This window comes from Cognatazoarcus halotolerans (assembly GCF_009800965.1).
GTDB classification, from domain to species: Bacteria; Pseudomonadota; Gammaproteobacteria; order Burkholderiales; family Rhodocyclaceae; genus Cognatazoarcus; species Cognatazoarcus halotolerans.
This window is the reverse complement of sequence record NZ_WUAF01000002.1, coordinates 295,494-321,059: the sequence shown is the minus strand read 5'-3', so window position 1 is coordinate 321,059 and position 25,566 is coordinate 295,494. Positions and strand designations below refer to the sequence as shown.

The window sequence follows — 25,566 nt, the reverse complement described above, 5'->3', positions numbered from 1 at the left end:
CATTTATCCCACAACCCCTCGCAACATGTCGGTCATTCGATTCATATGCGCATCCTGACTGGCGGTCGAGGTCACAAAACCAAGATTCGATGCGGACGCTCGCAGGCGCAGCGCTTCGTTCGAAAGCGCATCATCCATTGCGTCGGCGAGCGCATCGACATCGTCCACCGGAACGATACGCCCGTTTTCACCATCCCTGATCCATTCGCGCAACGAGGGAAGGTCAGAGACGACCGGAATCGACCCGCATGCCATCGCTTCGAGCAACGCCATCGGCGTGGCGTCCGAAAACGGCACCGAGACCGTGACCGACGCCGCACGGTAGAACTCGGGCATCCTTTCATAGGGGACGGAATCGCAAATCCGAACACTCGAAGTGATGCCGAGATCTGAGATCAGCGCCCGGATCGCATCATGGTAAGCGGGGTCGCCCCCATAGCGCTTCATCAACAGCACCACGTCGGATCGCGACTCCAGCAGTTTTGCGAACGCGCGGACGACGGTTTCCTGGTTGTACAAAGGCGTAAAATTGCGCGCGCTGAAGACCACGCGCTTGCCGTCGAGGCCAAGTTCATCGAGGAAGTCCTGGCTTGCGGCAGCGGGGAAAAACGTCTGAGTATCGACCCCCCACTGCACGACCGAAACACGTTCGGCGGGCAGCCCGAATTCAACACGCAACTGTGCCGCCAGATCGTCCGAATCGCACGTAACCGAATCCGCACGACGCAGTGCCACGCCAAGAGCTCGCCACTCGCTGTCCGAAAACTTGTCACGACGATAGATATCGGATCCCCAGGCGGTCACCACGAACGGACCCTTCCACACCGCCGCAACCCCGGTCGCAAAATGCGCCCAGTGCACGTGCACCACCTGCGGGCGCAAACGCGCCAGCAACCACCTCAACCGCAGACGTGCGAACCACTCACCACGCCCATTTGGATTCAGCAGGTGCTGGCCGACCCCCCGCGGATAACTGCCGAAGCCGGACACGGACAGCACATCGACCTTGTGACCCGCACGTGCGAACCATCCCGCCCAACGCTCCAGATGGACATGATCCGCCCAACCGATAAAGCAGATTCGGAGCGGACCAGCGCCGGCACTCATGCCCCCGGCTGCGCAGCCGAGACGGCCCGGCGCAGCGCCTCGCAGACCAGATCGATCTGATCATCCGACATGCGCGGAAAGAGCGGAAGCGTGACGACCCGTTCGCCGACGACATGCGAAAGCGGCACATTGTCCGAGGGGCCCAATCCGGCCTCGACATAAGCGGTAAACGTGTCGACCGGTCGATAATGGATACTGGTCTGAATACCGGCATCCCGCATCGCCGACATCACCGCGTTTCTATCGACCCCCTCCGGAAGGAGTACCGGCATGATATGAAAGGCGGGTTCGCCTCGATGTGTCGCGAAGGGGACAAGGATGCCGGGAATCTCGGCCAGTCGCGAGCGGTATTCGCCGACCACCATGGCACGTTTCGCGTTTCGCTCGGAGACCCGCGCGAGCTGCACCAGACCGAGGGCCGCGTTGAGTTCGCTCATCCGATAGTTGTAGCCCAGTGCCACGACATCGTAACCAAACGCATGGCCCTTGTGACGATCAAGTGTCAGCGTCGTCATGCCATGAGAGCGGAGCCAGCGCAAACGATCGGCGAGTTCGGGACGACGGGTCGTTACCATCCCGCCCTCGGCAGTGGTCATGTTCTTGTTGGAGAAGAAACTGAAACACCCCAGATCTCCCCAGGCGCCAAGCGACTTGCCGTCGATCGACGCACCGGGGGCATGGGCCACATCCTCCACCACGGGAATCCCGAGACGCCCGGACAAGGCCATGATCTCGTGCATGTCGCACGGGTAACCCGCGTAATGCACAACGATGATTGCCCGCGTGCGCGAGCTCACCACGCGCTCGATCGACGCAGCCGTGACGTTCCACTGGTCCAGCGACTCGATGTCGGCAAACACCGGCGTCGCGCCGCAATACCGGACGGCGTTGGCCGTCGCCACGAAGGTCATCGACGGAACAACGACCTCGTCACCCGGCCCGATCTCAAGGGCAGCGAGCGCCATGTGAAGCGCCGCCGTCGCACTATTGCATGCGATTGCAACCGGGACGGAGGTGAACTCGGCAAACGCCTTTTCGAAGCTGCTCGTGCGATCGCCCATGGTGAGCCACTTGGAGCGGATGACGCCGATCAGCGCCTCTTCCTCCTCCACACCCAGATCGGGATCGAAGAGCGGGACAATCCACTGCATCAGGCCGCCTCCCCGGGAAGGAATTCGCTGCGCCGGGACTCGAACTCCTCGATCGCAGTCGCATAGTCGTCCGGACGCCCCATGTCGAGCCAGTATCCGTCGAAGGGATACGACGCCACCTTCTCCTCCGCCTTGATCAGCATCTTTATCAGATCCGGGAAATCGCAATACTCGCCCTTCTTCAGAAAGCCGAGCGCTCTCTTGTCGAAACAGTAGATTCCCATGCTCACCCGGTAGTCAAACGAGGGCTTTTCGACATAACCGGTCAGCAAACCGGTTTCATCCGTTTCGATCACGCCGAAATCGATCTTCACTTCCCGCTTGAACGTGGAAATCGTTGCCGCGGCGCCACTCTCGCGGTGATGCCGGATCAGCGACGTGTAATCCATCGTGCACAGAATGTCTCCATTCATCAGCAGAAAGACGTCTTCGTCAGCAAGATCAGGAATCAGCGTCAATGGGCCGACCGTTCCCAACGGCTTGTCTTCGAACGAATAGTCGATCTGCAAGCCCAGACGCTCTCCGTGCCCGAAAAAAGCCTGCAGCAACTCGGCGAGATAGCCCACCGCCATCGTAACCCGCGTAACCCCGGCAGCCTTGAGCTGGCGCAGGACGACCTCCAGAATCGGCATGTCGCCGATCGGCATCAACGGCTTCGGTAGAACCGTCGTATATGGTCGGAGCCTCTGCCCCTTACCACCGGCAAGTACAATCGCTCGCATGGTCACACCTCAAACGTTATAGATTCCGGCCTTGTACCGCGCCTGGTGTTTCTCGAACCATGCAATCGTCCGTCTCAGACCCTCTTCCAGATCGACAGCCGGACTCCAGCCCAGCAAGGACTTCGCCTTTTCGTTGCAGGCCAGCAAGCGCTCCACTTCGCTCTTGCCGGGGCGGATGCGTTGATCGTCCGATACGATCTCCGACTTGCTACCCACCATCTCGATGATCAGTCGCGCCAGATCGCCCACCGCGATCTCCCTGCCGGAACCGCAGTTGATCACCTCGCCAATCGCCTCCGGCGCCTCGGAAACCCTGAGGAAACCGTCCACCGTGTTGTCCACGTAGTTCATGTCGCGCGTTGGGGTCAGCGAACCCAATTTTACCGGCCCGCCCTTGAGCGCCTGAGCAATCACTGTCGGGATGACGGCACGGGCCGACTGTCTCGGGCCGAAGGTATTGAAGGGGCGAATCGTCGCGACCGGCAGGCCGAAACTGCGCCAATAGCTCTCGGCGATCATGTCGGCGCCGATCTTGCTCGCCGAGTACGGCGATTGCCCCTGCAACGGGTGCTTTTCATCGATGGGAACGTACTGTGCCGTACCGTAGCATTCCGAGGTCGACGTGTGCACCACCCGCTCCACGCCTTCTTCACGCGCGGCCTGCAGCACGTTGATTGCCCCCTGCACGTTCGTCGTCACGTAACTCTGCGGCGCGACATACGAATACGGAATTGCGATCAACGAGGACAGGTGGAACACCTTGGCGCACCCCTTCACCGCGGCACGAACCGCAAACGGATCGGCAATGTCGCCGGTAATGACCTCTACGCTTTCGAGAATGCCGGCCTCCAGAAGCTCGAGGTTCCCCCAATCGTTGCGTGAGTTGTAATGGACAAGTGCCCTTACCGATGCCCCGTCACGCACCAAACGCTCCACGAGATGACTGCCGATGAAACCGCCGGCCCCGGTCACCAAGACCTTAACTCCTGAACCCATTGCTTACATACACTCCAAATTAGTTAGATCTGCCTGCTGCCCACCATCTTGCGGGACCGAACCAGACCTGCAAGGCCTATCCGTTCGCAGGGGCTACCAACTCGAACTAAACTGCTGGACGAATCCAGCCCTGAATGAATAGCACGATTCAATTACCTGCGGTATGCCATACAACACGGCACGCGAGGAACAACCTTCCCACCCGTCCAAACGGCGGCGTCTCTCTTGATGGAACTATGATCAATAGACAATCCGGATCACGAAGGCCGCCCAATCGACCTCGCTGGAATCCCCACCACTACGTCGCCCGCCGACACATCCCTCGTAACGACAGCTCCCGCGCCGATCACTGCTCCCGGCCCAACTCTTACTCCGGGCAACAAGATTGCGCCAGCTCCCACATAGACATCGCTCTCCAACGCAACCGGCCGTGCTCCTCTCGTGGACTCCGACAGGTGATTGCGAGCCTCCCCCATATCCGTATGAGTGAGAATCATGCTCCTCATGGAAAGGGTGACTCGATCCCCAATTTCGATTTTCGAGGCCAAATCAAGAAACACCTGTCGTCCAATGTGGCAACCCGATCCAATCCTAAGCGCACTGAAATCGCCCTGTGCATTCTGTAGCGCAAGCTCACCGACAATCACGGACTTGGATCCAACTACAGCTCCGCACTTTCTCAACACCGAAACCGCCTGCTCTCCACGAAGCTGTTGAACGAGCGCTTGAATCCCATCAAACCCTTCTGCTCGCTCCACCCTTGAAAGGAAGGTTTCCGAATTCGAGAGAAATCTGTTTCTTAAATAGAAAGAAACGATCGATATTCTTGACAGGAATATATTGAGCAAATTTTTCAAAACACCCCCATCACGCCATAAGAGCCTTAGGCTGCGGACACCTCAACTTTTCGAATGGCATTGCGGAGAACATTAATAATAAAATTCGTCTGCTTTTTATTAATAATGAACGACAACAAGACATAAGAAACCACACCAGAAGATATCGCCACCACCAATCGAACAATTTCCTGATAATCACTCATGAGATGAACGATCAACATGACCACTAACACCATGACAATCGAACCGCACAACGGTCGAGCCAACGAGGCGTAGAAACGTGACTGCGGAATATTGGCAACGCCTAGAGCAACGCGAACACTGAAATAAAATATCCCGAATGAGGCCAGAGTGTACCCAACGGCGACACCCTCAATCCCCCAGTACAAACCCGCGACCATTCCGCCGATAAGCACTGGTGCGCTGTAAGTTGAAACTTTGAGCATCAATTTCGTTTCGCCGGTCGCCAAATAGATTGTGCCTACTGTCGTCGCTATGCTCTGCATCATTCCCAGCCATGCGAAAACTTTCAAAACTAGGACCATGCCGACCCATTTATCCCCAAAAACGACAACGACAAAATCATCGGCGACAGCAAAGAGGCCTGCCATTAAGGGGAATGTAATGAACGCTATGACGCCAACAGCCGCGAGGTAGGCAGAAGAGAAGCGATCCACGTCGCCCCGAATCTGCGAGAGCGTTGGGAACAGCACACGGACAATGACCGACGACACATGCTGAAGGGGGTAAAGCATTATTTGGTAAGCAAGAGAATACACACCAAGAGCGGCCTGACCAATAAACCTACCAATGAGCAACTGATCGACGTTTCTCGTTGCGTAGGTAATCATGCTGGAACTTAAGACATGTCCCGAAAAACCCAATAGAGATCGAACTGAAGGCCAGTGCATTGTGAAACTCGGGCGCCACTCCCCGAAGTACATCATCAACGCCAACATTACTGTCGAACCAACGATTGGCTGGAAGACCAACGCCCATACGCCAAACCCGGCGAACGCGAGAACGATAGCAGTCGTCGCCGCAATCAATCCACTAAGAACCTGCGCCTTAGCGGCGTCGGCAAACCTCATCTGTTGTTGCAACCGGGCCATCGGCACGGCTTGCGCCCCGGTGAGAATCAAATTGATGGACAGCATGAGAACTATCGGAACAAGAGATGGCTCTCCATAAAATGCCGCGACCGGTTCTGCACAGAGTGAGACAAGAACTGCCAAACCGGCGGACACAATGACTCCGAACCAAAACGATGACGAAAGTATTCGCTGATCCAACTCCTGGCGATGGATGATGGCGGATCCAATCCCAAAGTCAGCAAAAAGCTGAGCAAAGCCCACAAAGAAAATCGCCATCCCGAGCAGACCAAAATCGGCAGGCAGCAATAGTCGAGCCAACACGACCGAGCTGACCACCTGTATGACCTGGCGCAACACTTGGCCGAAACCAGTCCAAAGAACGCCTCTTGCAGCGATACGGGCAAGACTAGACGCCATTCAGGACACCTCGAACAAACGCAATACCGTCACCGCCACCATAACCGACGGGATCTGAATATTAGACTTGAGAAGAATCTTCATTGAATCCGGAAAATCATCTTGACGAGGTATTCAACCAAAAACGTCGGGAATGATTCATTCACGCCAAAGTCCAGCCTTTTTAAGTTTCATCTTTAGACCCGGCAACGGGAAGCCAAGCTCATAAGCCTTGACCGCATATTTTACGGCCCCTTCCTTATCTCCCGTGTCGAATTTCATGATACCGATGTTGTAAAGCGTGTTCGCATCCTGAGCCCCGAGCTTCTCGGCTTCTTCTATTTGCTCGACAGCCTCTTTACGATGCCCGGTCATCCATAGATGCTGGGCGTAAAGCGTACGTACAGTCGGATCATCCGGCGCCAGTCGCATTGCGCGGTCAAAGTAGCACGTCACTTTGAAATGAGCGCCGTTCAAATCCTCACTTTTCGCCCTTCTACCCAATCGACCCATTGCGTCCAGCCCACCGGGATGATTCGGATATGCTCGTAGCAGGTAATCCAGATCGCCAGCAATTGTTCCGCTCAGGCCCTTTCTCAACATCCTGACGTTATCGTTGAAATGGTTGTGCTCAACGTTGCTGAGCAGACTCTTGTCTTTTCGATAGTCGTACGGCCCTACAGGATTCTCGAGATCTCCGCACTCGAAGCGTCCGCCTTCAAAGGCATGAGCACCCGTACATACCAAGGCCAACGGAAGCAGTAAGACTCGGAGTACGCGCATGAATCGATTCCTCATTGAAGTGGTGCAGCACACCATTGTAATGGTCATCGCCTCCGCAACCGTGACAAGATCCGCACGGCCAGACAACTTGGACCGCACGCGGAGCGACAAGCATCAGCAACCCGGTAAACTTGCCCGAAACCTTTCCCAGCGAAATTCATTGAGATGAAGCGGATCCTTTTCGTCGTATTCCAGTTCCCGCCGTTCACCGGCAGCAGTGCCGTGCAACGTGCGCTACGCTTTGCACGCTACCTGCCCGCACATGGCTGGGAACCGGTAATCCTCACTGCAACCCGTAACGCCTACGAGAACCCCAACGACGATCTCCTGCGCGACATTCCAGAAGGGCTGAGCGTAGAAAGGGCGTTTGCTCTGGACACGGCCCGCCATCTCGGCCTGTTCCGGCGATATCCTGCGTTCCTCGCCAGACCGGATCGGTGGATGTCGTGGAGATACTGGGCGGTTCCCAAGGCGCTCGAAATCATCAAGCGCTACGGCATCGAGGCCATCTGGAGCACTTATCCGATCCCGACCGCCCACGTGATTGCAGGCGAAGTACATGCACGAACCGGGTTGCCGTGGATTGCCGACTTTCGGGATCCGATGGTATTGCCGAACGATCCGGCCGATCCGGCACTCTGGCGGGCCTACGAGAAGATCGAAATCGCCACGGTGAGAAGCGCAACCCGATCGGTTTTCACTACGCCGGGCACCTGCAAGCTGTACCGGGAACGATATCCGGAGATTCCGGCTGAGCGTTTCGGCATTGTCGAAAACGGCTACGACGAAGAAGTCTTTGCCGGATTGTCGCCCGATGACCACCGCGCCGCCGAGCGAAAGAGGTTCGTGCTCCTTCACAGCGGGGCGATCTATCCACTCGAGCGAGACCCGAAACATCTCTTCCAGGCAATTCGCGCCCTCGCCGACGAAGGGGTCATCACATCGGAAACGTTCAAGTTGCGACTGCGCGCCACTTTCCACGATGACGCAATCCGTCCTCTGGTCGCCGAGGCTGGCATCGACGCTTTTGTGGATTTCGAGCCATCGGTACCGTATCGAGAGGCGTTACAGGAGATGTTCGACGCGGACGCGCTGCTGATCCTGCAGGCTGCCGAGGTCGGCACCCAGATTCCCGCAAAGCTGTATGAATACCTCCGCGTGGGCAAACCGATCCTCGCGCTAACCAATCCGGCTGGCGAAACGGCCGCGCTGATGCGCCGTGCGAAACAGCAGGGCGTTGTACCGCTTGACGAACCCGAGCGCATCAAGGCTGGGCTCAGGGAGCTGCTCGAAAAGTGGCGAAACGGTGTTTCGGCGTCCATTGAGCCGGGTTTCATCGCGTCGTGTTCTCGGCAGGCACGTACCTCGGAGCTGGCTACGCTGCTCGATCGTGTCGTAGCCGCGTGACCCCGGAGGCGACCCGGGGTGCGACAGGCACTTACGGCTCGCCTCCCGCGAGCGCGACCTGATTCGTAGTCAATGCTTGCGACGCGGCCGATAGCGAGCTAGTGTTTTTGAGTAGGCTCATCAATCGCCCCGTTCGGGAGAATGGCCATGAACGTCGCCGCTACACCACAGGAACAGTCGAACGGCTGGACCCACGAGACGGCCCCCGATTTTCGTAGGTACTACGAGGACAACCACGACTCCCCGGCCGCACGCGCACGATTCATTCCAGTCATGGAGCGGGTACTTGAGGTGCGGCTCCGTCGGGGGCTTTCCGCCGAGCGACTCAGCGTGCTGGACATCGGATGCGGCCCCGGCGCGCAGTGTCTACTGTGGGCCGAAGGCGGCCACCGGGTTTCGGGCGTTGACATCTCGGCGGATTTTGTCGAACTCGCCCGCAAACGGCTTGAACGACATGGGCTCAACGGCGATTTCGAGACGGCCTCCGCCACCGCCTTGCCGATCGGATCGTCAAGCAAGGATGTAGTACTCCTTCCGGAATTGCTGGAGCACGTGGCTGACTGGCAGTCAGTCATCAGTGAAGCGGATCGCGTGCTCAAACCGGAAGGCGTTCTCTATCTGAGCACCACCAACGTGCTTTGCCCTAAGCAGATGGAGTTCGAACTACCGCTGTACAGCTGGTATCCGGGCTTCGTCAAGAGAAAGGTCAAACGCCTTTCCGTAACAAGCCATCCACACTTTGCCAACCACGCCCAGTATCCGGCGGTGAACTGGTTCACCTACCGCGGACTGATCCACCATCTCGAAGCCATGGGGTACAAGTGCTACACCCGTTTCGATCTGTTTCGCCACGAGGGGCGGGGCAAACTCACCAGCCCCACTCTGCGCTGGGCCCGTGATTCGGGCCTTCTAGGGTTGGCCGGCCAGATTCTAACCGCCTCCACCGTGCTCTACTGCGTCAAAGGCAGACGGTGAGAAAGGGATCGCACCACGCTATCGGTTGGGCACGCCAAGCACGGAACTGACGCCGCTGCGCTGCTCGATGACAGACGGATTCTTCGGACGACCATTCGGCTGCAATGCGGCGTCTCCATGCGTCGGCACCTGAGTAAGCTCCCTGATCATCACCGCGCCCAGGATCATGTAGAGGTAGAGCATGTCGAAATACGCGAGATTCAGGAACGAACCCGACACGCAGTAACCCACCAGACCGATCTGCAACGCGCCTGCATAGGCGAAGAAACTTCCGGCAGCCTGCCCCGCCCGTCTGGCGTGGACCTTCACCCTGCTGAGCGTGATGAAAGTCATGGCCAGCATTGACAGGAACAATCCAAGTCCTACAAAGCCGTGCTCCCCGAGCACCTGAAAATAGATGCTGTGCGCCGAGCGGGTCTGGTTGTACCACTCGCCCAGAAAGAAGGCGTACGAGAGCCACCGCTCGTCCGGCGTGAAGTCGATGGCGAAACCCGCCCCGAGCGGATTGGATTTGGCCACATTGAAGGCCACGCCCCAGGCCTGGATCCGCATCATCGAGGAATGATCCTGTTCGTAGGATTCGATCGTATCCGCACGATTGAACACCTGCTCGGGAATGAACGGCACGGCAGCGATCATCAGTGGGATGATGCATGAAACGATCAGGAGCTTCCGCTTGCTGTAGAAGAACAGCAGCCCCATCACCGCGGCCATGCCAAGCCACGCCCCGCGCGAATAGGTAAAGATCGTCGCGATCACGGTCAGCCAGAAAGTACCCCACCCTGCCCAGCGCCGCCATCCGCGGGGTTGCTCGGCTGCCACGGCATAGATCAGTGGCAACGCCATGGCCATGCCGAGCCCCAGGTCGGTATTTCCGTTCATGAAGCCGGCATGCCCCTGCACCCGGTGCTGGCCGCCTCCGATCACCGAAAATACTCCGCCCTTGATTCCGAAGAAGGCGAGGCAGCCTGCAACCGTGTAGAACAAGGTCTTGATCCGGTACGGACCGAATATGAGCATGCTGGTGACGAAAACCATGAGGTAGATCTTCATCACCTTCCACCATTGCGGCCAGGCGTATTGCGGATTCCAGCTGAAGATCGTCGTCAAGGTAATGAAAGCCGCAAACACGAGCAGCAGAACCATCTCGGGTGACAGCGCAATCGGCCGCTTGTCCTTGGTGAGCAGCAGCCCGATCAGCGTGGCTAGCCCAACGACGTTGGCAACCGGCAGCTCCTGAGCGAATCCCCAGGTCAGCTTGTGAGGATTGACCAGGCTGATCACGAACCAGGCAATGATGCCGATCCAGGGTTTTCGCAGGATGACGGGAACAATGCCAATGGTCAGCAAAAGGATGACGACATCACGCATGAGTCAGTTTTTCTTCCAGCAAGCGAAAATGAGATTGGCCCAGAACATGTCCGTACCGGTCTGACGCCGTGAACCCCAGCCGGGAATCTGCGCTCACGTCGGACTGCATTTGAAGTCGCAAGGATAAGCGAAACCCGGGCAGGCTTACGCCAAACACTTAACGGTTCGCCCTCTGTTCAGATGCTACCATCCGCGTCTGTTGAGCTTCAGCGGTACTCGGGGCAGCGCCGGCAGCAATCCGCCCGGCCTGACCGGTTCCCTGCAACGGCAGGGAGAACCTTCATTGCTTCCGTACCGGGGCAAGCGGGCCGATTCCGTTTCAAGCAGTACGTCGTGAGGAATTTATGAGTAGAGTTTTCGGTTGTACAGGCCGTGCGGCGATGATCGCCTCGGCACCCGGCGAAGAACTGCGTGCTGCGGCCGAAACCAGCATTCCGCCGCTGTTTGTCCACGCGGAATGCGACACGGGAACCGAAGCCTTCGTCGATGACGCCAACAGCTGCGTCTACCTGAGTGGCGGGACGCTGCCTTCGGCACAGGTCGGCAAGCTGGGGGAACCGAAAGCGGCGCTCGAAGCGCTCCGAAGCCTCAATGGCGCTTTTCTGTTCGTCGGAGCGAACAAGCGTACTGGCGAAGTGCTGCTGGCAATCGACCGCTCAGGCGTCCGGAATCTCTACTACTCGGAGGTCCCGGGGGGCTTGGTGTTCGGCAGCTCGGCAGGTGAAGTCGCTCGACACTCCATGGTCGGCTCGGAGATCGACCCGCAAAGCCTGTTCCACTACGCGTATTTCCACATGGTTCCAGGACCACGCACCATCTTCAACAAGGTGCGGCGCCTGGTGCCCGGCGAATACCTGCACTGGGCACCCGATGGCATGAAGCTCGGCCGCTACTGGGAGATCACCTACGATGAATCCCGCACCGAGCCGTTCGATGCGCTCAAACGGGAGTTTCTCGACATTTTCCAACGGTCGGTAGCAGACAGCATCCCGTCGGGCAAGGGCGGCGCGTTTTTGTCGGGAGGCACGGACAGCTCAAGCATTGCGGGCATGCTCTGCAAGGTCACCGGCACTGACTTCGATACCTATTCGATCGGATTTGCCGCCGAGGGCTTCGACGAGATGGAATACGCGCGTATAGCGTCGAAACATTTCGGCACGCGCCATCACGAATACTACGTTACGCCCGATGACATCGTCCACGCGGTGCCACTCCTCGCGGCAAGCCATGAGCAACCTTTCGGCAACTCCTCGGCAATCCCCGCCTACTACTGCGCGCAGATGGCCCGAGCCGATGGCGTCACGGGCCTGATCGGTGGTGACGGCGGTGACGAGATCTTCGGCGGAAACGCGCGCTATGCAAAGCAACGGGTGTTCTCGCTCTACGAGGCACTGCCCGGAACCCTGCGCAGCTCGCTCATCGAGCCCCTGGCCTTGCGTCTTCCTCAGGGCGTTCCGCCCCTTCGCAAGGTACGCAGCTACGTCGAGCAGGCGTCCACACCGATGCCCGATCGTGCGGACAGCTACAACGTATTGCGGCGCTTCGGCTTCGATACCGTCTTTGCGAAGGACTTCCTGGCCTCTGTCGATACCGACGAGCCGCTGGAAATCCAGGCCGCGTGGTACAACAACCCGTCTGCGCACTCGCTGATCAATCGCATGCTCGCAATGGACATGAAGTTCACGCTGGCCGACAACGATCTGCCCAAGGTCACGACCAGCTGCGCAATGGCCGGGCTGCCGGTCGCGTATCCGCTGCTGGACGACCGGATGGTTGCCTTCTCGTGCAAGCTTGCGCCGGAGCTCAAGCTCAAGGGCACCAAACTGAGATGGTTCTTCAAGGAAGCGCTGAAGGGTTTTCTACCCCCGGAGATCATCTCCAAGAGCAAACACGGTTTCGGCCTGCCGTTCGGTCAGTGGGCCCTCGGCCACGGGCCCCTGAAGGCACTCGCATTCGAAAGCATCACGAGCCTCAAGCAGCGCGGACTGTTCGACAATGCGTTTCTTGATCGCCTGCCGGCACTCAACGAGGCGCATCCCAATTATTACGGCAACTTCGTCTGGGTACTGATGATGCTTGAACAGTGGTTCCAGCACCATGCCACTCCTGCCCGGAGTGCTTGAGGTGCGAGCGCTCAGGCAAACGGCCAAGATGGCGGTGATCGGGGCACGTCATCGAAAAAACGACACCCGCCGCCAAGCCCTCGGCTATCGCAACGACACACTTCCGGCCGCACTCTGGAACACTTCCGTCAATGATGCGGGACATCTGGAAATCGGCGGCTGCGATTCGGTTCATCTCGCGCGGGATTTCGGCACGCCACTCCACGTGGTCAACAAGGATCGCCTGGTCGCCGACTTCGAACGCTTCCATGGCGCCTTCGCGCGTTGCTGGCCCGAAGTGATACTAGGAACTTCGTACAAGACGAATCCCCTGCCCGGCGTAATTCGCCAGCTCCACCAACTGGGCAGCTGGGCTGAAGTGATCTCGCACTTCGAGCTCTGGCTGGCGATCCAGCTGGGCATGCCGGGCGCGCGGATCATATACAACGGGCCCGGAAAGACTCGCGAGAGCATTCGCCTCGCCGTTGGTCACGATCTGGCCCTCATCAATCTCGACAATGCATCCGAGGTAGATCAGGTAGCGGCCGAGGCGCAGGCGCTTGGCCGGATCCAGAAAGTCGGCATCCGGGTGGTCACCTCGGTTGGCTGGTCGGGCCAGTTCGGCAACAGCATCGCCAGCGGAGAAGCACTTGCAATGGCGCGCCGAATCGTCGCAAGCGACGGGCTCTCGCTGGCCGGCCTGCATATCCACCTGGGAACCGGCCTCAAGCACCTGCCGACCTATTTGCAGGCCATCCGCGAGGTCTGTGTCTTTGCCCAGACCCTGCAGTCCGAACTGGGCGTGACGCTTTCCTACCTCGACTTTGGTGGTGGTTTCGGCGTGCCAACCGTCCGCCCGATGGACGAGTGGGACCAGCGGCTACAGGCGAACGGTTACCCACCCGGACCGATCGACCCGAGCGCCAACCCGACACCGGAAACCTTTGCCCAGGCGGTGACCGGGCTGCTGCGAGAGTTCTATGACCCGGGACATCCCGGCAACTGCCCCACACTGATTTTCGAGCCAGGCCGCGCTATCACCAGTAGCGCGCAGACGCTGCTTCTCAGCGTGATTGCGATCAAACCCGGACCGAATGGCAGTCGCAAGGTGATCCTCGACGGCGGTAAGAACATAACGATACCGCTCGGCTACGAGCTGCACGAAGTCCTGCCCGCGTCAAAAATGAACTCGCCCTACGGCGGCCAGCACCAACTGTACGGCCCGCTATGCCATCCCGGCGACATCCTCGTGCTGTGGAAACGCCTGCCCGACCTGGAACCCGGCGACGTGGTTGCAATCATGGATGCCGGCGCCTATTTCATCCCCAACCAGATGAATTTCTCGAACCCGCGACCGGCCGTCGTGATGGCCCATGACGGCACGGCCGAACTCATCCGCGCACGGGAGCAGTTCGACGATATCGTGCGGCTCGATCAGCTCGTGGATTGAAGCACGCCATCGAGCCCCTTTTTGCCGCAGCATACGGACACCGACAAGCAGGCTAGCGTTTCGACCCCGCCAACGGCCCCACAAGCCCTTGGCGCGACACCTCAAGCCCTCTCTCTTCCGGCACAGGCCGGAATCGAGGCCCGATGCGCGCCCGCAGCGACTTGCACGGTGGACTCGGCTCCAAAGATGCGGCACCGCTTGCGTTTTCAAACAGAAGGAACGCTAGCGTGCAATGCCCGCGCTTTACCGACAGAGGCCCCACGCCGAGCCAGGTCATTTGCGTCGTCGCCGAACCTGCACCAACTCGAACGCGAGCCGCCGATGTCGGAGAACTTTACAAGCCCCCGCCCAATTGACTCTCCGCGGCCGAACACAAGAAGAAGACACTTTTACATTCAACGCGTTAGGCAGCCTGGCGCACGCCTTGCTTAGTCCGATCGCATTTTCAGCACTTGCAAAAAGCATTATTTCCAACCGGGGATTCGCATGTCGAAAATTCGATCACAGAAAGCCAATACGCAGCCACGCACCCGACATCTCGCCCTTGCGACTGCGCTAGTCTCCATTTCGTTTTCGGCCAATGCCGGCCTCCTGGCAAATGGTGGTTTCGAGACTGGCGACTTTTCAGCTTGGCATACAGTGGGCCTTGCGAGCGTCGTGGGATCCGTCGGCTCCCCGGAAGTTCTCCCAACCGACGGCAATCACCAGGCCATGCTCATCACGCCGTCCGCAAACGCCGGAGCAACGGACGCGTTGGTGGGCCTACCCGCAGGAACGATCAGAAGCTTGATGCTCTCCGCCGATTGGGGTGGCTGCACTTTCGGTGGATGCGGACCGATCGCTGGCTCCGCGATGACTCAGGCGTTTTCGGCATCGGCATATCAGTCGATAAGCTTTGATTGGCGACTCCTCACTTACGAAGGACCCATGGGCCATTTGTACGACGTCCCTTTCGTTGCCGTGATCGGACCTAGCTCAATTGCGGTGTCGCTGCTTCGAGCGTCCGATTTTTCCGCTGCGCCGGAGTCGCTCGCACCAGCAAGCTCTACCGATGCCTACTACCCTCTAGTCAAATCCGAGGTCCAGACCTTTACCTACCGCCTGCCAAGTGCCGGCGAATACACAATCGGCATCGGCATTCTCTCCAACTGGGACACCAACAATACCTCTGCCATTCTTGTCGATAACGTCCACGCCTCGATACCGGAGCCGGAGACCCTTCCCCTGCTCGGCCTCGGCCTCGCGGCATTCCTTTCGATCCGGAGCCTCCCACTGCGCAGGTTCAAGAAGCTCGCTTAAGGCAGACAAGCCGGGCAACGTATCGGAGTAGGTGCAACGCGAAAGCGAAAGCATCTTAGGCGATCAGCCAATCGCAACACCCCGAGCAAGACGTCCTTGCTCTTCACCCCCCCAAAAAAAGGGAGGTCAACCATGCAAATCGAAAACCTTGTCAACAGTGCATGCCGATGCGCCGGAAAGCTACTGACCGTACTTTTTATAACGCTCTCGGGCTCGGCCAGTCATGGCGCGCTCGTGACGATATTCGACAATACCTACCAGCCGACGTCCGGATACGAAAGCGTCTACAACACCATCTATAGCGGGGTAAAACAGGTCGGGCAAGGATTCAACACGGACGAATACTGGTACGAGCTTGAACGAATCATATTGATCCCGGGTTTTGCCTCCGACCCGGGTGCGAGAGGCATTGACTCCGGAGCGGTTCTCGACATCTACGAGAATGGTCTTGGAGGTTCCTATCTCCTGACCTCCCTGCCTCTGGGTCGCGATGGTTTCACCGCCCCCGGCCTGCAGCTCCGCCCGAAATCGGTGTATTTCGTCGTGCTCAATTCCGCCAATGAAAGTGCCTGGGCCTGGACGAGCTTCAGCGAAGGGGTGGGTATTGGTTTTGTTCCGACCTGGGTTCTGGGAAGCGATTTTCGTGCAAACACGGGCCAAGCAATCACCTGGCCCTTGATCGCAAGCGGGTATCCGCTGGTTGACGCCCCAATGATGATGCAGGTTCTCGCACAGCGCCTCCCCGAGCCCTCGACTGGCAGTCTCCTGATTGCGGCAGGAACGCTCGCCCTGATGTCTGGCTTGCGCCGAAGGGCAAAGGTCGCGTCCAGGCTGCAGCGGTGATCGCACGATAGCCCCAGAACCCGCCACGACAACGCCGCTGCGCGGAAGACCGTATGGAGCAGCCACGCCGTGAACTTATGGGCAGCCAGGCTTCGACCAATGCCCTACCTTCCGAGAAACGCCCGCAGCGCGAACCACGCCGGCTTTGGGTCGGCCCAGTCGAAATAGGCGCAACTGCGGACGCGGGCGAGTGAGCGCAGCCATTCGCGGAGCGAAAGCTCGCCGCGGCGCACATGCCCGACGCTGCGGGAGAAACAGAAGAACGCGTCCTGCGTGAGGTTTATCCAGGCGGCACCGGTCGTCACGGCTTGCCCACGGCCTGCGGAGGAAGGATCAAGCATGAAGCCCAGCAGCGGGTGGCCCGTCGCCGGGCCAAGTGGATACTGGACCCATGGTCGTGCGTTGATCTCGATGAGATAGCAGGCTCCGGAACTTTCGTCCCGCAAGATCTCGACTTCAGCGATGCCTTGGTAGTCGAGCAGTTCGAGCGCCTTTCGCGCCAGTGCCTCAACTTGCGCCTGTGGCGAGAGCTGCACGTAGCTACCTACCGCACAGACGTGTGGCAAGGGGCGGCGCTTGATGGCGACGTAGGTCGCGAGGGCCTCGCCAGTTCGGGCTGCACCTACCGAATACTGGACGAGCGGTCGGCCGAGCAGGGATTCGTTGATCTCTACCGGTACACCGGCTGCATCGAAGCGGTTCAGGAGTTCTACCGCCTCGTGCCGGTTGGCGACCTCGGCCGCCTTGGGAAGGCCGGCGGCACGGTGCCCGAACGATGCTGCGGGCCTGACCAGCAGAGGCCAGGGTAGATTCTCTTCACCTTCGCGAACCCCGCGTGCGTCGATGCGGGCCGGAATCGGCAACGCATTGCGCAGGCAGAATTCGCTGAAAGCCGCCTTCTGCGTACAGGTTTCGAGGGCGGTGTTCTGCGGGTGCAGGATTCGGCCAAAGGCGGAATCGAGGGCCGCACGATGCCCAGCCACGAATTCGAGCCATGCATCGCTGGTTGCGATCAGCCACGCCGAGTCCGCCGAGGCGAGCATCAGCAGGGTATCGAGCACCGCGGCATCGGTCGCGTCGGCCGCGAGGATGCGGGTTCGAGCATGGCGGGAGCGGCTTGCGATGTCGGCGCGACGATCGACGACTATCGGCGCCAGGCCGAGGCGGTGAGCATCGCGGACCATCGCCAGCCCGGTCACCGTGCTGCCCAGGATGACGAGCGCATCGGGGCGGTCCCTCGGCGCAGGCCTAGGCGGCAAGGCGGGCATGGACGAGGATGGAGTGAGAGAGCCTCGACGCGACCCAGGGCAGCATGCGCCACATCGATCTGGCAAGCGACGTTTCCACAAGCCACTGCCAGCGGGCCAGCCGCGAGGGCAGGATGGGCAGCCAGAACAGCGTCACCTCGGAGAAGCCGGCGCGGCGCAGCGCCTCAAGCACGTTTTCACGATGCTCGTACCGAAGATGGATGGGCTTGCCGGCCCGCTCCAGGCGACGCTGCTCGAGCACGTTGGCAACGCATTCGGCATTGAGGATATCGACCCACAGGCTGCCTTTCGGCTTGAGCGTGCGGGCAATCGATTGCAGCGCCGTCCCGCTGTCGGCAACGGCCTGAAGGACACCGAAGCAGAGCACCCCGTCGACCGCCGCAGCCTTTACCGGCAGGCGGTTCACATCGGCGGCGAACCAGTCGATCGCGGGGTCGTCCGTGCGTTTGCATGCCTTCACCAGCGATGGCAACGAATAGTCGATGCCGATCACGTGCAAGCCTTCGGAGGCCAGCATCCGGGTATAGGTTCCGGCGCCGCAACCGATGTCGAGCCACAGCGCGCCCTTCGGCGCCCCCGGCCACTGGCGCATGAAATTACGCATCCGGGTTTCAAGGCCCGATGGGCTCCAGCCGGCTATTCCCGCGTCGTCGTCGCGCAGGCCGGCAAATTCCTCGAAGCGGCGGCGCCAGCGCTTTTCGAAATCGGGAGGAAGCTCGTGCTTCATGTCGCCACCCAATGATTACACCATATCTACCGGAAAGCGCTTACGCGAAAGCAGAAGGCGCAAAGCAAAACGCGTTGGTGACCTGTCCCAAGGAGTAAAGCGAGGCAATTGAAACCTGTCACCACCTTCTACACACACCCCGGTGGCGGTAGACACGGCGGCTGAAAAACCAGCTGCTTTCACTTGTGAAACGTGCCGACTCTCGTAATCCTTCCCCGGCATGCCGTTAGGGTATGCAAAAAAAGCTACCGGAGCGTCGATAATCGACTCTAGCTCTGTCCTACTTCCACAAATCTCCCGCTCACTCCGAAGCGAATCCTCCAAGGCGAGAATCGGATGGCTCCTTGTATGTGCGCCAATAGTCATACCCGCAGCGTGGAGATCCCTAACCTGGGATCGTGTCATCATAAGCGAGTCGGGCGGCGAGACTTTAGCCAACGTCGAAACCCGTCCTACCAGTTCACTACGCCGACCTTCCGGAAGGTATTTGATTCGCTCAAGTAACGACTCAATAGCCCCTCGTCGAGCCTCGTTCGAATCGGTGCGTAAACACCCCATCCCCAAAGTTTCCAAATCTATGCGGTCACCCTTAAACGCACGGAATGATTCTATTATGGAGTCGTTCCACATACAGCCCCCATCGAGAAAATCCGTCGCAATGAAGAATGTAGCGGGAACACCCAACGCCTTTAGAATCGGGAGTGCCACTTCAAAATTATCACGATAGCCATCGTCAAATGTTATGACAGCAGCGCGTGCCGGAAGACCCCCACCATACAAACCGTTGACAGCCTCTGAGAGCGAAATAATATTAAACATCCTGCGCATCACATTCAGTTTGGCACGGAAACTGCTTGCACATACTTCATAGGGGAACAACGGATCCGGATTAACCGGAATTCGATGAAAGAGAAGAATTGAAACTGCCGTCCTACCAAGCAGTCCGTCTGCTGTACGTAGATTTATCATTCCAAATACAACCCTGAATCATTAAAGCACTGAAAACAAACAGCTCATTTCCCAACACGCCCTTTTCATCACAAGACAATCAACAAATTGCATTACCGACCCAGCAACACGCCGACGACCTTAGCGCCCCTCTTACGTACTCCGGCGCTCCTTACCTCTTCTGAGAAGCAGGATGGGCGTCACTTGTATCCCCGCGCCTCCCCGTTAATACGCACAAAACGACACGCTAGCGCGCATCTAAGCCAATCACCCGTGGCAAAAAAACCACCTTCAACATCGGGATCGGGGGCCAAGAATTGATTGCCACCGAGGGCCCAACGATCAGCAGAAGTCCGTTCCTGAGCGGGCATCGCAATACTCACGCCCCTCATCGCTCACCAAGCACAATTCAGACAACTCAGATACCGAAAACCGATTCCGTCCATGCACTCAACCACCGATCTCTGTCAAAGATCTTCATCCTGGTTGTTCTCTAGGCCGAGCGCAAAGGTACCGCAACGCACCACTGACGTCCATCCGAACTGTCATCGTTCTCTTGGTCTGCAATTACGACGCGTCGTCAAAAAATGTCTGTGCATAATATCCGACAGATACCAATCGACGAGCGGCTTACGTCTGATACCCTAGGCAAAACGCCGCTGCCCACTCCCCCTACAAAAAGTTTGCACCTCGCCCGATAGAATCAGCAATGCATACTCGAAACCGCAAGATCCAATAGCGAGCCCCAACTAGTCAGCGCACCGAAGCGGGACCTTACTAGTCACATATCGAAACTTCCCAGACGCCTCGGGGGCAATCATATCCACCAGTTCGATTTCAACAACAACGTCACGACCCAGCCGGCCTTGAAGCTCGCGCCGAATCTTGTCACCAACACTATCGTTAAACCCAATATTCGCAACCAACTTCACCACCAGCCGGTGGGTGCTCTCCTGAACAATCTTAAACGACGCAATCTCGACGATATCTCTTAAGACGTAAATGAGCGAAAGACCGTGCATTACTGTTCCATCACTAGCAGTTACGAAGTCTGTAGTCCGCCCCTCAATATTCTTAAGCATTGGCAACTGCCTGCCACACCCGCAATAGCCATGATCAAGCACGCCAATATCACCTGTTCGATACCTCACGAAAGGAAAATCTCGAGTTGCAAGATGTGTCACGACTATTTCGCCACTTTCCCCTTGTGGTGCGATTGCGCCGTTCGTGTCAACAATCTCCACAATGACATCTTCCGCTGAAATATGCATACCACCGTGGGGACATTCATGCGCAATGAATCCAGCATCGCGGGCGCCATAGCCATTCGCTACCGGGCAGCCAAAAACCCGTTGGATCAGATTCCGCTGATGATCATAGAGCCGCTCGGACGTGCAGAACACTACTCGCAGTCCACAATCAGCGAGGCACATACCCTTTGACTCCGCTCTCATGGCAATTAAGGAGAGTGCCGAAGGATATCCGAAAAGCATTCTTGGCTTCCACCGGAGGATCTTTTCTATAAACTTGTCCAGCATCGGATTAGACATATCGAACGCTGGCAATAACCTGCTACGCAATAACGCGTCCCTTAGACTTCTGACTCTGTCCTGGCCTGACAACTCGATTGGAGAACCCCAAACAACGACCTCTGGGTCTCCGATATCCACCCCCCACCACCTAGTTGCGCGCCATTTCGCAGCAACGTCATGACTTCGGCGAGCTTCCCCAATAAAAAAAACAAGGGGCTCACCACTTGAACCCCCAGTGTTGTAGCGCGCCAACCCATTTGAATTGCGTGATTTCAACTTCTCCACATTGGCCCGCACAGTCGCCTTATCGAGCAATGGCAACATTGCCAGATCGGTAGGCCTTTGAATATTGCGTGGATCAACGCCGATATTTCTAAACAGATCCGAATAGAAAACAACATCACGCGCAATTCCAACCATGAAATCTTGGAGGCGCGAATTGCGAAATTTTTCAATATCGGCCCGATCTGCCCACTGCGACTTCTCGAGCTCTCGAAAACGATCGAGAGTGCTGTGCCCCTTAATTTTTTCGTGAAGTGGAAATAGAGCGGTCGAGACAAACTTGGTGTAAAGATCCACTGCGAGCCACCTCCGAACTAAGAAATAAACCTTTTTATTCCATTCAATACATCGCGCCAAAATGGCCAGGGATCCCGGACACTCCAAACGTAATATCGAACGTTGGGTCTAATAAAATCTCGCACGAACCTAATTAACTCACAAGAGACATCTACTTGGAAGCCACGATCGCGGATCTTCTCCCTTTGAAAAATAATTCGATGAAGGCGTTTCATCTCACCCAAAACCGAACGGCACCGTATGGCTTCTTTAAGCCCACCCACTGGTTTCGGGGTAACACCCGCGGCAGAATGAAACAACGCTAGCGCAAACTGCGCGCCGCTGTAATACGCCAAAGGATAGCTTCCCCAGAAGCGGCCGTTGACTTCCATCAACACAAAACGATCAGCTCGATCATCGTATCGATATTCCACCATCGCAACGCCTTCCCACCCAATTTCCCGCAAGAGCCTTATAGACTGCTCCTGAAGCTTGGAGAAGTGGCGAAGCGAAACCCCTTCACAGACGCTTGAAAATCCGCCTTCAGGCGGCCACTCTGCTATTCGGACATGTTGGAATATTCTCTCCGCCACACCATTTCGGATAAGAAAGAATTGCCCAAAACCACGACCAGGACAATACTCTTGAACAAGCGGCCAAGTCCCTACTGATGCGTAACGCTCCCCTGCCAGAGCCAAGTCGGAATCGGAATAGATATACTCGGCCTTCAACAATGGTATGCCTGCGTCTCGCAAGAGAGGCCCAACTACATTGGGATCTCTCCACTTAAGAACCACAGGATATCCAATAGTTGCGCCCGCCCGCTTAAACTCATCTAGTGTTACAGGTGCAATACTTGCCGGCGTTGATATCCCTAGAGCATTGGCTAATATCAGCGTGTGCTCTTTGTCAAGTACAGCCTCAAACGCCTCCTTTCTTGGAACAATCGGAACAATCAACCCAAACTCATCTTCATGTTCGATGAGCCATCGGATGTGTTGTTCAGAAATTGCAATCAGATAGCCACGTCCATACCTAAACCCAATATTGCGAATTTCATCTATGCCCTCTGGGTTTCCTACATGAGACACAATCTCACCCGCTACAGCGTAGCGCGATTCAAGCCCAAGGTCATCGCACGAGGTGGCCAACGCGATGACACGAACGCTAGCCTGCCCAACCTCCCGAATAATCGAGAGTCCAATCTGAGATCCAACCCCAAGCACATAGCAAACAGGATCGTCTTCTGCATCTCTCACAGAAATTCCTCTCGAGCCTTTGCAGCACGATTAAAGCTACTCAAGGCCCTCGCGCTGACAGTTTTTAACCAATCCTTTTTTTTCTCTGTCCAAGATCCAATTAGCACGACGGACAAGAACACAAGCACCGTCACTTGCCACCAAAACATTGAACCGTTTGGATCCCCGTTGACAACAGCCGCCCAGAACAAGAACAGCGGTTGATGCAACAAATACAATGAGAAAGTGTAAGACGCGCAAAATCTCACGACCCTTACAAGCCCATTCTGATCAAGGTCTACCCGTAGAAGAACGGCTTTCATTCCCGCAAAATTCAGCGCAACAGCTATCGCAAGCAGATAGTCAGTCAGAAAAAACTTTGAAAAGGTCAAATACTTGTAGACCTCACTCCCAAGCAGGTTTTCGAGCAAACCCGTAGTCGCCTCTTGCAGTTCCATCACGCGCAGCAACGTAATAAGAAGAACCGAGAGCAACACCATGACGATTCCCTCAAAGAGCTTAAGATCCTCGCCGAGTTTCGAACGATGCAAAAACACTCCTAGATACCAAATCGGAAGAAGAAGCAGAATTTTAGGCCCGAGGATCAGGGCCACCGCTCCAATGGTCACTACCCTCAGTCTTCCGGAAAGGAAGTTTGCCGCTCCAAAAATTAAGTAATACCACCATTCGTAAGTAATCGACCAGTATGGAACATTCGAAAAACTGGTAATTGACACAAACCACAACTCGTTAAGCATGAATATGCTGCTTACAATCCTCACCAATATGTTATCGATAGGATATGAAGCGTACATTTCGGGATACAAGCTTCTACCGGCCAAATCCAATACGCAAGTAAGAAAAACTGCGGGGACAGCCACAGAAAAGACACGAGCAAATCTCGCGACGCCGAAAGAAAATAAATCATTCTCATTCCGCGTCGATACGTAAGAAATCACATAGCCCGAAAGGACAAAGAAAACAATAACAGAGCTGTGCCCATAGTCGCTTAAAGGAAGGGGCTTCTCGATAATGATTCTTTGGTTAGATTGATAAACAAAGACAAGGAATGCAGCCACAAAACGGATGAGGTCGAGATAAACCGAAAACGCTCTGTTCACGCCCCCTCCTCTTAGCGCTCAAGCAAGCGCCGAAACGCCTGCTCTAAGGTTCGAATTGTCGTAGCCATACGCCCTACTTTGGGCAAGTTATTTTCGTCAGGGTGACCTATTTCCGCCGCTCGTGCCTCCCTTACGGTTCTTACAGCACAGGACTCTTGGCTCAATTCTAGGTAATGACAAAACCTTCGGAATCTCCGTTCGACAACGAGATCCGGAATACCTCTTCCCTGGACCATCATTTCAAAATTGTGAGATAAAATAACAACATCTGAAATGTTTTCGAATTGCGCCCGTTCTAAAAGCTGCGTCAATTCCAAATATCCCGCTGCGCCAATTTGGGCGGGGCGCAAGGAACCGTAGCCATCCTTGAACACGGTCATTGGAAGCACGAATACGTCTTCTATCATACTTGGCCGCACAAAGTCATAACAGCCGCGCATATCTTTTCCACTATCAGGGTGCTCGATGTTTAGGCTTGAATCAATGAATATTCGATTAAATGAGAGCGCACGATAGGTATCACGATTCACTGCAAAACTACCTGCTCAAAATGCGGTTACATTACTCGCCCCTGCATTCTTTAAAAGATCTAACGAAATTCTTATCAGTTCACACTGCTCGGAATACGTGTACTCGGACAGATGCTGCCTTTTCGTTGTGCAATTTTCTATCAGTGGACGACTCGCCTCATCCACCCACTCTGGGTGAATATGGAGTTCCACATCATGCCCGGCGTTCAATATCATATCGACGATAATGTTGAGATACTTTAGCCCGAACCTTGCAGAAAAAAACGGCTCCACGAAAAATGTAGCTCTGAGCTTACTTTCATTGAGAAGTTTAAGGACTAGGGGAAGGCCGCAGCAATCTCTATATTTCGAGCCGTAAATATATCGCTCAAAGTTGCGTGGAAAATTCGCATCTAGGGAATTCCAGCCGCCGCACCAAATTTCAACATCAAAGGTTAGATATACGTTGGTCCGCATTCAGCCACCCTCCTACTCTCGTAGCGATGCGATATGGACGATCGCGGAGAAAATAAGGCCCATACATGTAAAGTGAAAATCAGGTGAGAGTGTATGAGGATCATGCAGATGAATTCGTCGAGGCCTAGCCCACTGCCCAAGAACGTTTATGGATTCCCGAGGAAGGCCGGATTCGAGCAGTCGCTTTATGTGCCTCAACTCCATTACAAAGAGAGCATCGCCTTCACGATACTTGTAATCGGTAAGATTCGTCGCTCTATGGTTTCGTAGATTGACTCCATACTGGTCTCCAACCTCGATCGCCGTTTCGGTAGCAGGTGCTCCTGTCGTCGTGGAGAGGCCAATAGAAATTGAATTAAGGCCTTTACTCTGCGCCACAACGTCAGCAAACGCACTTCTGTTTATATTACCAAGGCATACAAATACATACCTTCTTGGGGATGAAGGGCGCAGCTCAGAATCATAACTTTTAAATCTAAACATATAATCGATCTCGGCAAGCACGAATCTAATAAACCCTCTGAAAGTGCCGAAATTAATACTGATGGATTGAACTGGCCTGATAAATATACTTGATAGAAAATGCATTCGCTGCCAACTCCACAACTATTTTAATTTTCCATTAATTGCTCGGCGAACTAGTTCGCTTCATG

Annotated in this window: 23 protein-coding genes; 6 read left to right on the top strand and 17 right to left on the bottom strand. The window is 56.3% G+C overall.

Annotation, left to right across the window (positions count from 1 at the left end):
- Window positions 1–3: 3 nt before the first annotated feature.
- From GQB03_RS04420 to GQB03_RS04390, 7 genes are all read right to left on the bottom strand, one after another.
- A complete protein-coding gene (locus tag GQB03_RS04420) occupies window positions 4–1,107 on the bottom strand; it encodes a glycosyltransferase (RefSeq protein ID WP_159684905.1) in 1,104 nt (367 codons plus the stop codon).
- Window positions 1,104–2,258, bottom strand: a complete 1,155-nt coding sequence (locus GQB03_RS04415) for a DegT/DnrJ/EryC1/StrS family aminotransferase (RefSeq protein ID WP_159684902.1) — start codon at window positions 2,256–2,258, stop codon at window positions 1,104–1,106. Before GQB03_RS04415 ends, GQB03_RS04420 begins: the two co-directional genes overlap by 4 nt.
- Window positions 2,258–2,980 (bottom strand): nucleotidyltransferase family protein, encoded by a 723-nt coding sequence (locus GQB03_RS04410; protein ID WP_200832101.1) that lies wholly within the window; start codon window positions 2,978–2,980, stop codon window positions 2,258–2,260. Before GQB03_RS04410 ends, GQB03_RS04415 begins: the two co-directional genes overlap by 1 nt.
- 9 nt (window positions 2,981–2,989) lie before the next feature.
- Complete coding sequence (locus GQB03_RS04405) at window positions 2,990–3,976, bottom strand: SDR family NAD(P)-dependent oxidoreductase (protein WP_159684896.1); 987 nt, start codon at window positions 3,974–3,976, stop codon at window positions 2,990–2,992.
- A gap of 257 nt (window positions 3,977–4,233) precedes the next feature.
- A complete protein-coding gene (locus GQB03_RS04400; protein WP_235026950.1) occupies window positions 4,234–4,452 on the bottom strand; it encodes a DapH/DapD/GlmU-related protein in 219 nt (72 codons plus the stop codon).
- Between the two features lie 407 nt (window positions 4,453–4,859).
- Window positions 4,860–6,326: an MOP flippase family protein gene (locus GQB03_RS04395; RefSeq protein ID WP_159684893.1), complete on the bottom strand. Its 1,467-nt coding sequence runs from the start codon at window positions 6,324–6,326 to the stop codon at window positions 4,860–4,862.
- Window positions 6,327–6,464: 138 nt separating this feature from the next.
- Entirely contained in the window at window positions 6,465–7,088 is a 624-nt protein-coding gene (locus GQB03_RS04390; RefSeq protein ID WP_159684890.1) for a tetratricopeptide repeat protein, read from the bottom strand.
- Window positions 7,089–7,253: 165 nt separating this feature from the next.
- Between GQB03_RS04390 and GQB03_RS04385 the strand changes: the two genes are divergently transcribed.
- Both GQB03_RS04385 and GQB03_RS04380 read left to right on the top strand, forming a co-directional pair.
- Window positions 7,254–8,495, top strand: a complete 1,242-nt coding sequence (locus GQB03_RS04385) for a glycosyltransferase (RefSeq protein WP_159684887.1) — start codon at window positions 7,254–7,256, stop codon at window positions 8,493–8,495.
- 147 nt (window positions 8,496–8,642) lie between these two features.
- Complete coding sequence (locus tag GQB03_RS04380) at window positions 8,643–9,470, top strand: class I SAM-dependent methyltransferase (protein WP_159684884.1); 828 nt, start codon at window positions 8,643–8,645, stop codon at window positions 9,468–9,470.
- An 18-nt stretch (window positions 9,471–9,488) separates the two neighbouring features.
- Here GQB03_RS04380 and GQB03_RS04375 read toward each other — a convergent pair whose 3' ends face one another.
- Complete coding sequence (locus tag GQB03_RS04375) at window positions 9,489–10,841, bottom strand: putative O-glycosylation ligase, exosortase A system-associated (protein ID WP_159684881.1); 1,353 nt, start codon at window positions 10,839–10,841, stop codon at window positions 9,489–9,491.
- Between the two features lie 344 nt (window positions 10,842–11,185).
- On the opposite strand from GQB03_RS04375, the gene GQB03_RS04370 reads away from it, so the two are divergent.
- The 4 genes from GQB03_RS04370 to GQB03_RS04355 all read left to right on the top strand — a co-directional run bounded on the left by GQB03_RS04370 (window position 11,186) and on the right by GQB03_RS04355 (window position 16,535).
- Window positions 11,186–12,964 carry an asparagine synthetase B family protein gene (locus tag GQB03_RS04370; RefSeq protein WP_159684878.1) on the top strand — a complete coding sequence of 593 codons (1,779 nt, stop codon included), beginning with the start codon at window positions 11,186–11,188 and terminating at the stop codon, window positions 12,962–12,964.
- Complete coding sequence (locus GQB03_RS04365) at window positions 12,939–14,393, top strand: diaminopimelate decarboxylase family protein (protein WP_159684875.1); 1,455 nt, start codon at window positions 12,939–12,941, stop codon at window positions 14,391–14,393. The genes GQB03_RS04370 and GQB03_RS04365 overlap by 26 nt, the downstream gene beginning before the upstream one ends.
- 486 nt (window positions 14,394–14,879) lie before the next feature.
- The gene (locus tag GQB03_RS04360) at window positions 14,880–15,692 is read left to right on the top strand and encodes a PEP-CTERM sorting domain-containing protein (RefSeq protein WP_159684872.1); all 813 of its coding nucleotides are present in this window, start codon (window positions 14,880–14,882) and stop codon (window positions 15,690–15,692) included.
- A 132-nt stretch (window positions 15,693–15,824) separates the two neighbouring features.
- Window positions 15,825–16,535, top strand: coding sequence for a PEP-CTERM sorting domain-containing protein (locus GQB03_RS04355; protein ID WP_159684869.1), 711 nt, complete (start codon window positions 15,825–15,827; stop codon window positions 16,533–16,535).
- Between the two features lie 104 nt (window positions 16,536–16,639).
- On the opposite strand, the gene GQB03_RS04350 is transcribed toward GQB03_RS04355, so the two are convergent.
- The 9 genes from GQB03_RS04350 to GQB03_RS23525 all read right to left on the bottom strand — a co-directional run bounded on the left by GQB03_RS04350 (window position 16,640) and on the right by GQB03_RS23525 (window position 25,396).
- The gene (locus GQB03_RS04350; RefSeq protein ID WP_159684866.1) at window positions 16,640–17,803 is read right to left on the bottom strand and encodes a hypothetical protein; all 1,164 of its coding nucleotides are present in this window, start codon (window positions 17,801–17,803) and stop codon (window positions 16,640–16,642) included.
- Window positions 17,784–18,530: a class I SAM-dependent methyltransferase gene (locus tag GQB03_RS04345; protein ID WP_159684863.1), complete on the bottom strand. Its 747-nt coding sequence runs from the start codon at window positions 18,528–18,530 to the stop codon at window positions 17,784–17,786. The genes GQB03_RS04350 and GQB03_RS04345 overlap by 20 nt, the downstream gene beginning before the upstream one ends.
- Before the next feature lie 15 nt (window positions 18,531–18,545).
- Complete coding sequence (locus GQB03_RS04340; protein ID WP_235026949.1) at window positions 18,546–19,349, bottom strand: polysaccharide deacetylase family protein; 804 nt, start codon at window positions 19,347–19,349, stop codon at window positions 18,546–18,548.
- A gap of 878 nt (window positions 19,350–20,227) precedes the next feature.
- Window positions 20,228–21,589 (bottom strand): phenylacetate--CoA ligase family protein, encoded by a 1,362-nt coding sequence (locus GQB03_RS04335; RefSeq protein ID WP_159684857.1) that lies wholly within the window; start codon window positions 21,587–21,589, stop codon window positions 20,228–20,230.
- 17 nt (window positions 21,590–21,606) lie between these two features.
- Complete coding sequence (locus GQB03_RS04330; RefSeq protein ID WP_159684854.1) at window positions 21,607–22,827, bottom strand: carboxylate--amine ligase; 1,221 nt, start codon at window positions 22,825–22,827, stop codon at window positions 21,607–21,609.
- Complete coding sequence (locus GQB03_RS04325; protein ID WP_159684849.1) at window positions 22,824–23,927, bottom strand: acyltransferase family protein; 1,104 nt, start codon at window positions 23,925–23,927, stop codon at window positions 22,824–22,826. The genes GQB03_RS04330 and GQB03_RS04325 overlap by 4 nt, the downstream gene beginning before the upstream one ends.
- Window positions 23,928–23,938: 11 nt before the next feature.
- Entirely contained in the window at window positions 23,939–24,457 is a 519-nt protein-coding gene (locus GQB03_RS04320; RefSeq protein WP_159684846.1) for a polysaccharide deacetylase family protein, read from the bottom strand.
- A 15-nt stretch (window positions 24,458–24,472) separates the two neighbouring features.
- Complete coding sequence (locus GQB03_RS04315; RefSeq protein ID WP_159684843.1) at window positions 24,473–24,913, bottom strand: polysaccharide deacetylase family protein; 441 nt, start codon at window positions 24,911–24,913, stop codon at window positions 24,473–24,475.
- 12 nt (window positions 24,914–24,925) lie between these two features.
- Window positions 24,926–25,396 (bottom strand): arsenate reductase/protein-tyrosine-phosphatase family protein, encoded by a 471-nt coding sequence (locus GQB03_RS23525; RefSeq protein WP_407644530.1) that lies wholly within the window; start codon window positions 25,394–25,396, stop codon window positions 24,926–24,928.
- Between the last annotated feature and the right edge of the window lie 170 nt (window positions 25,397–25,566).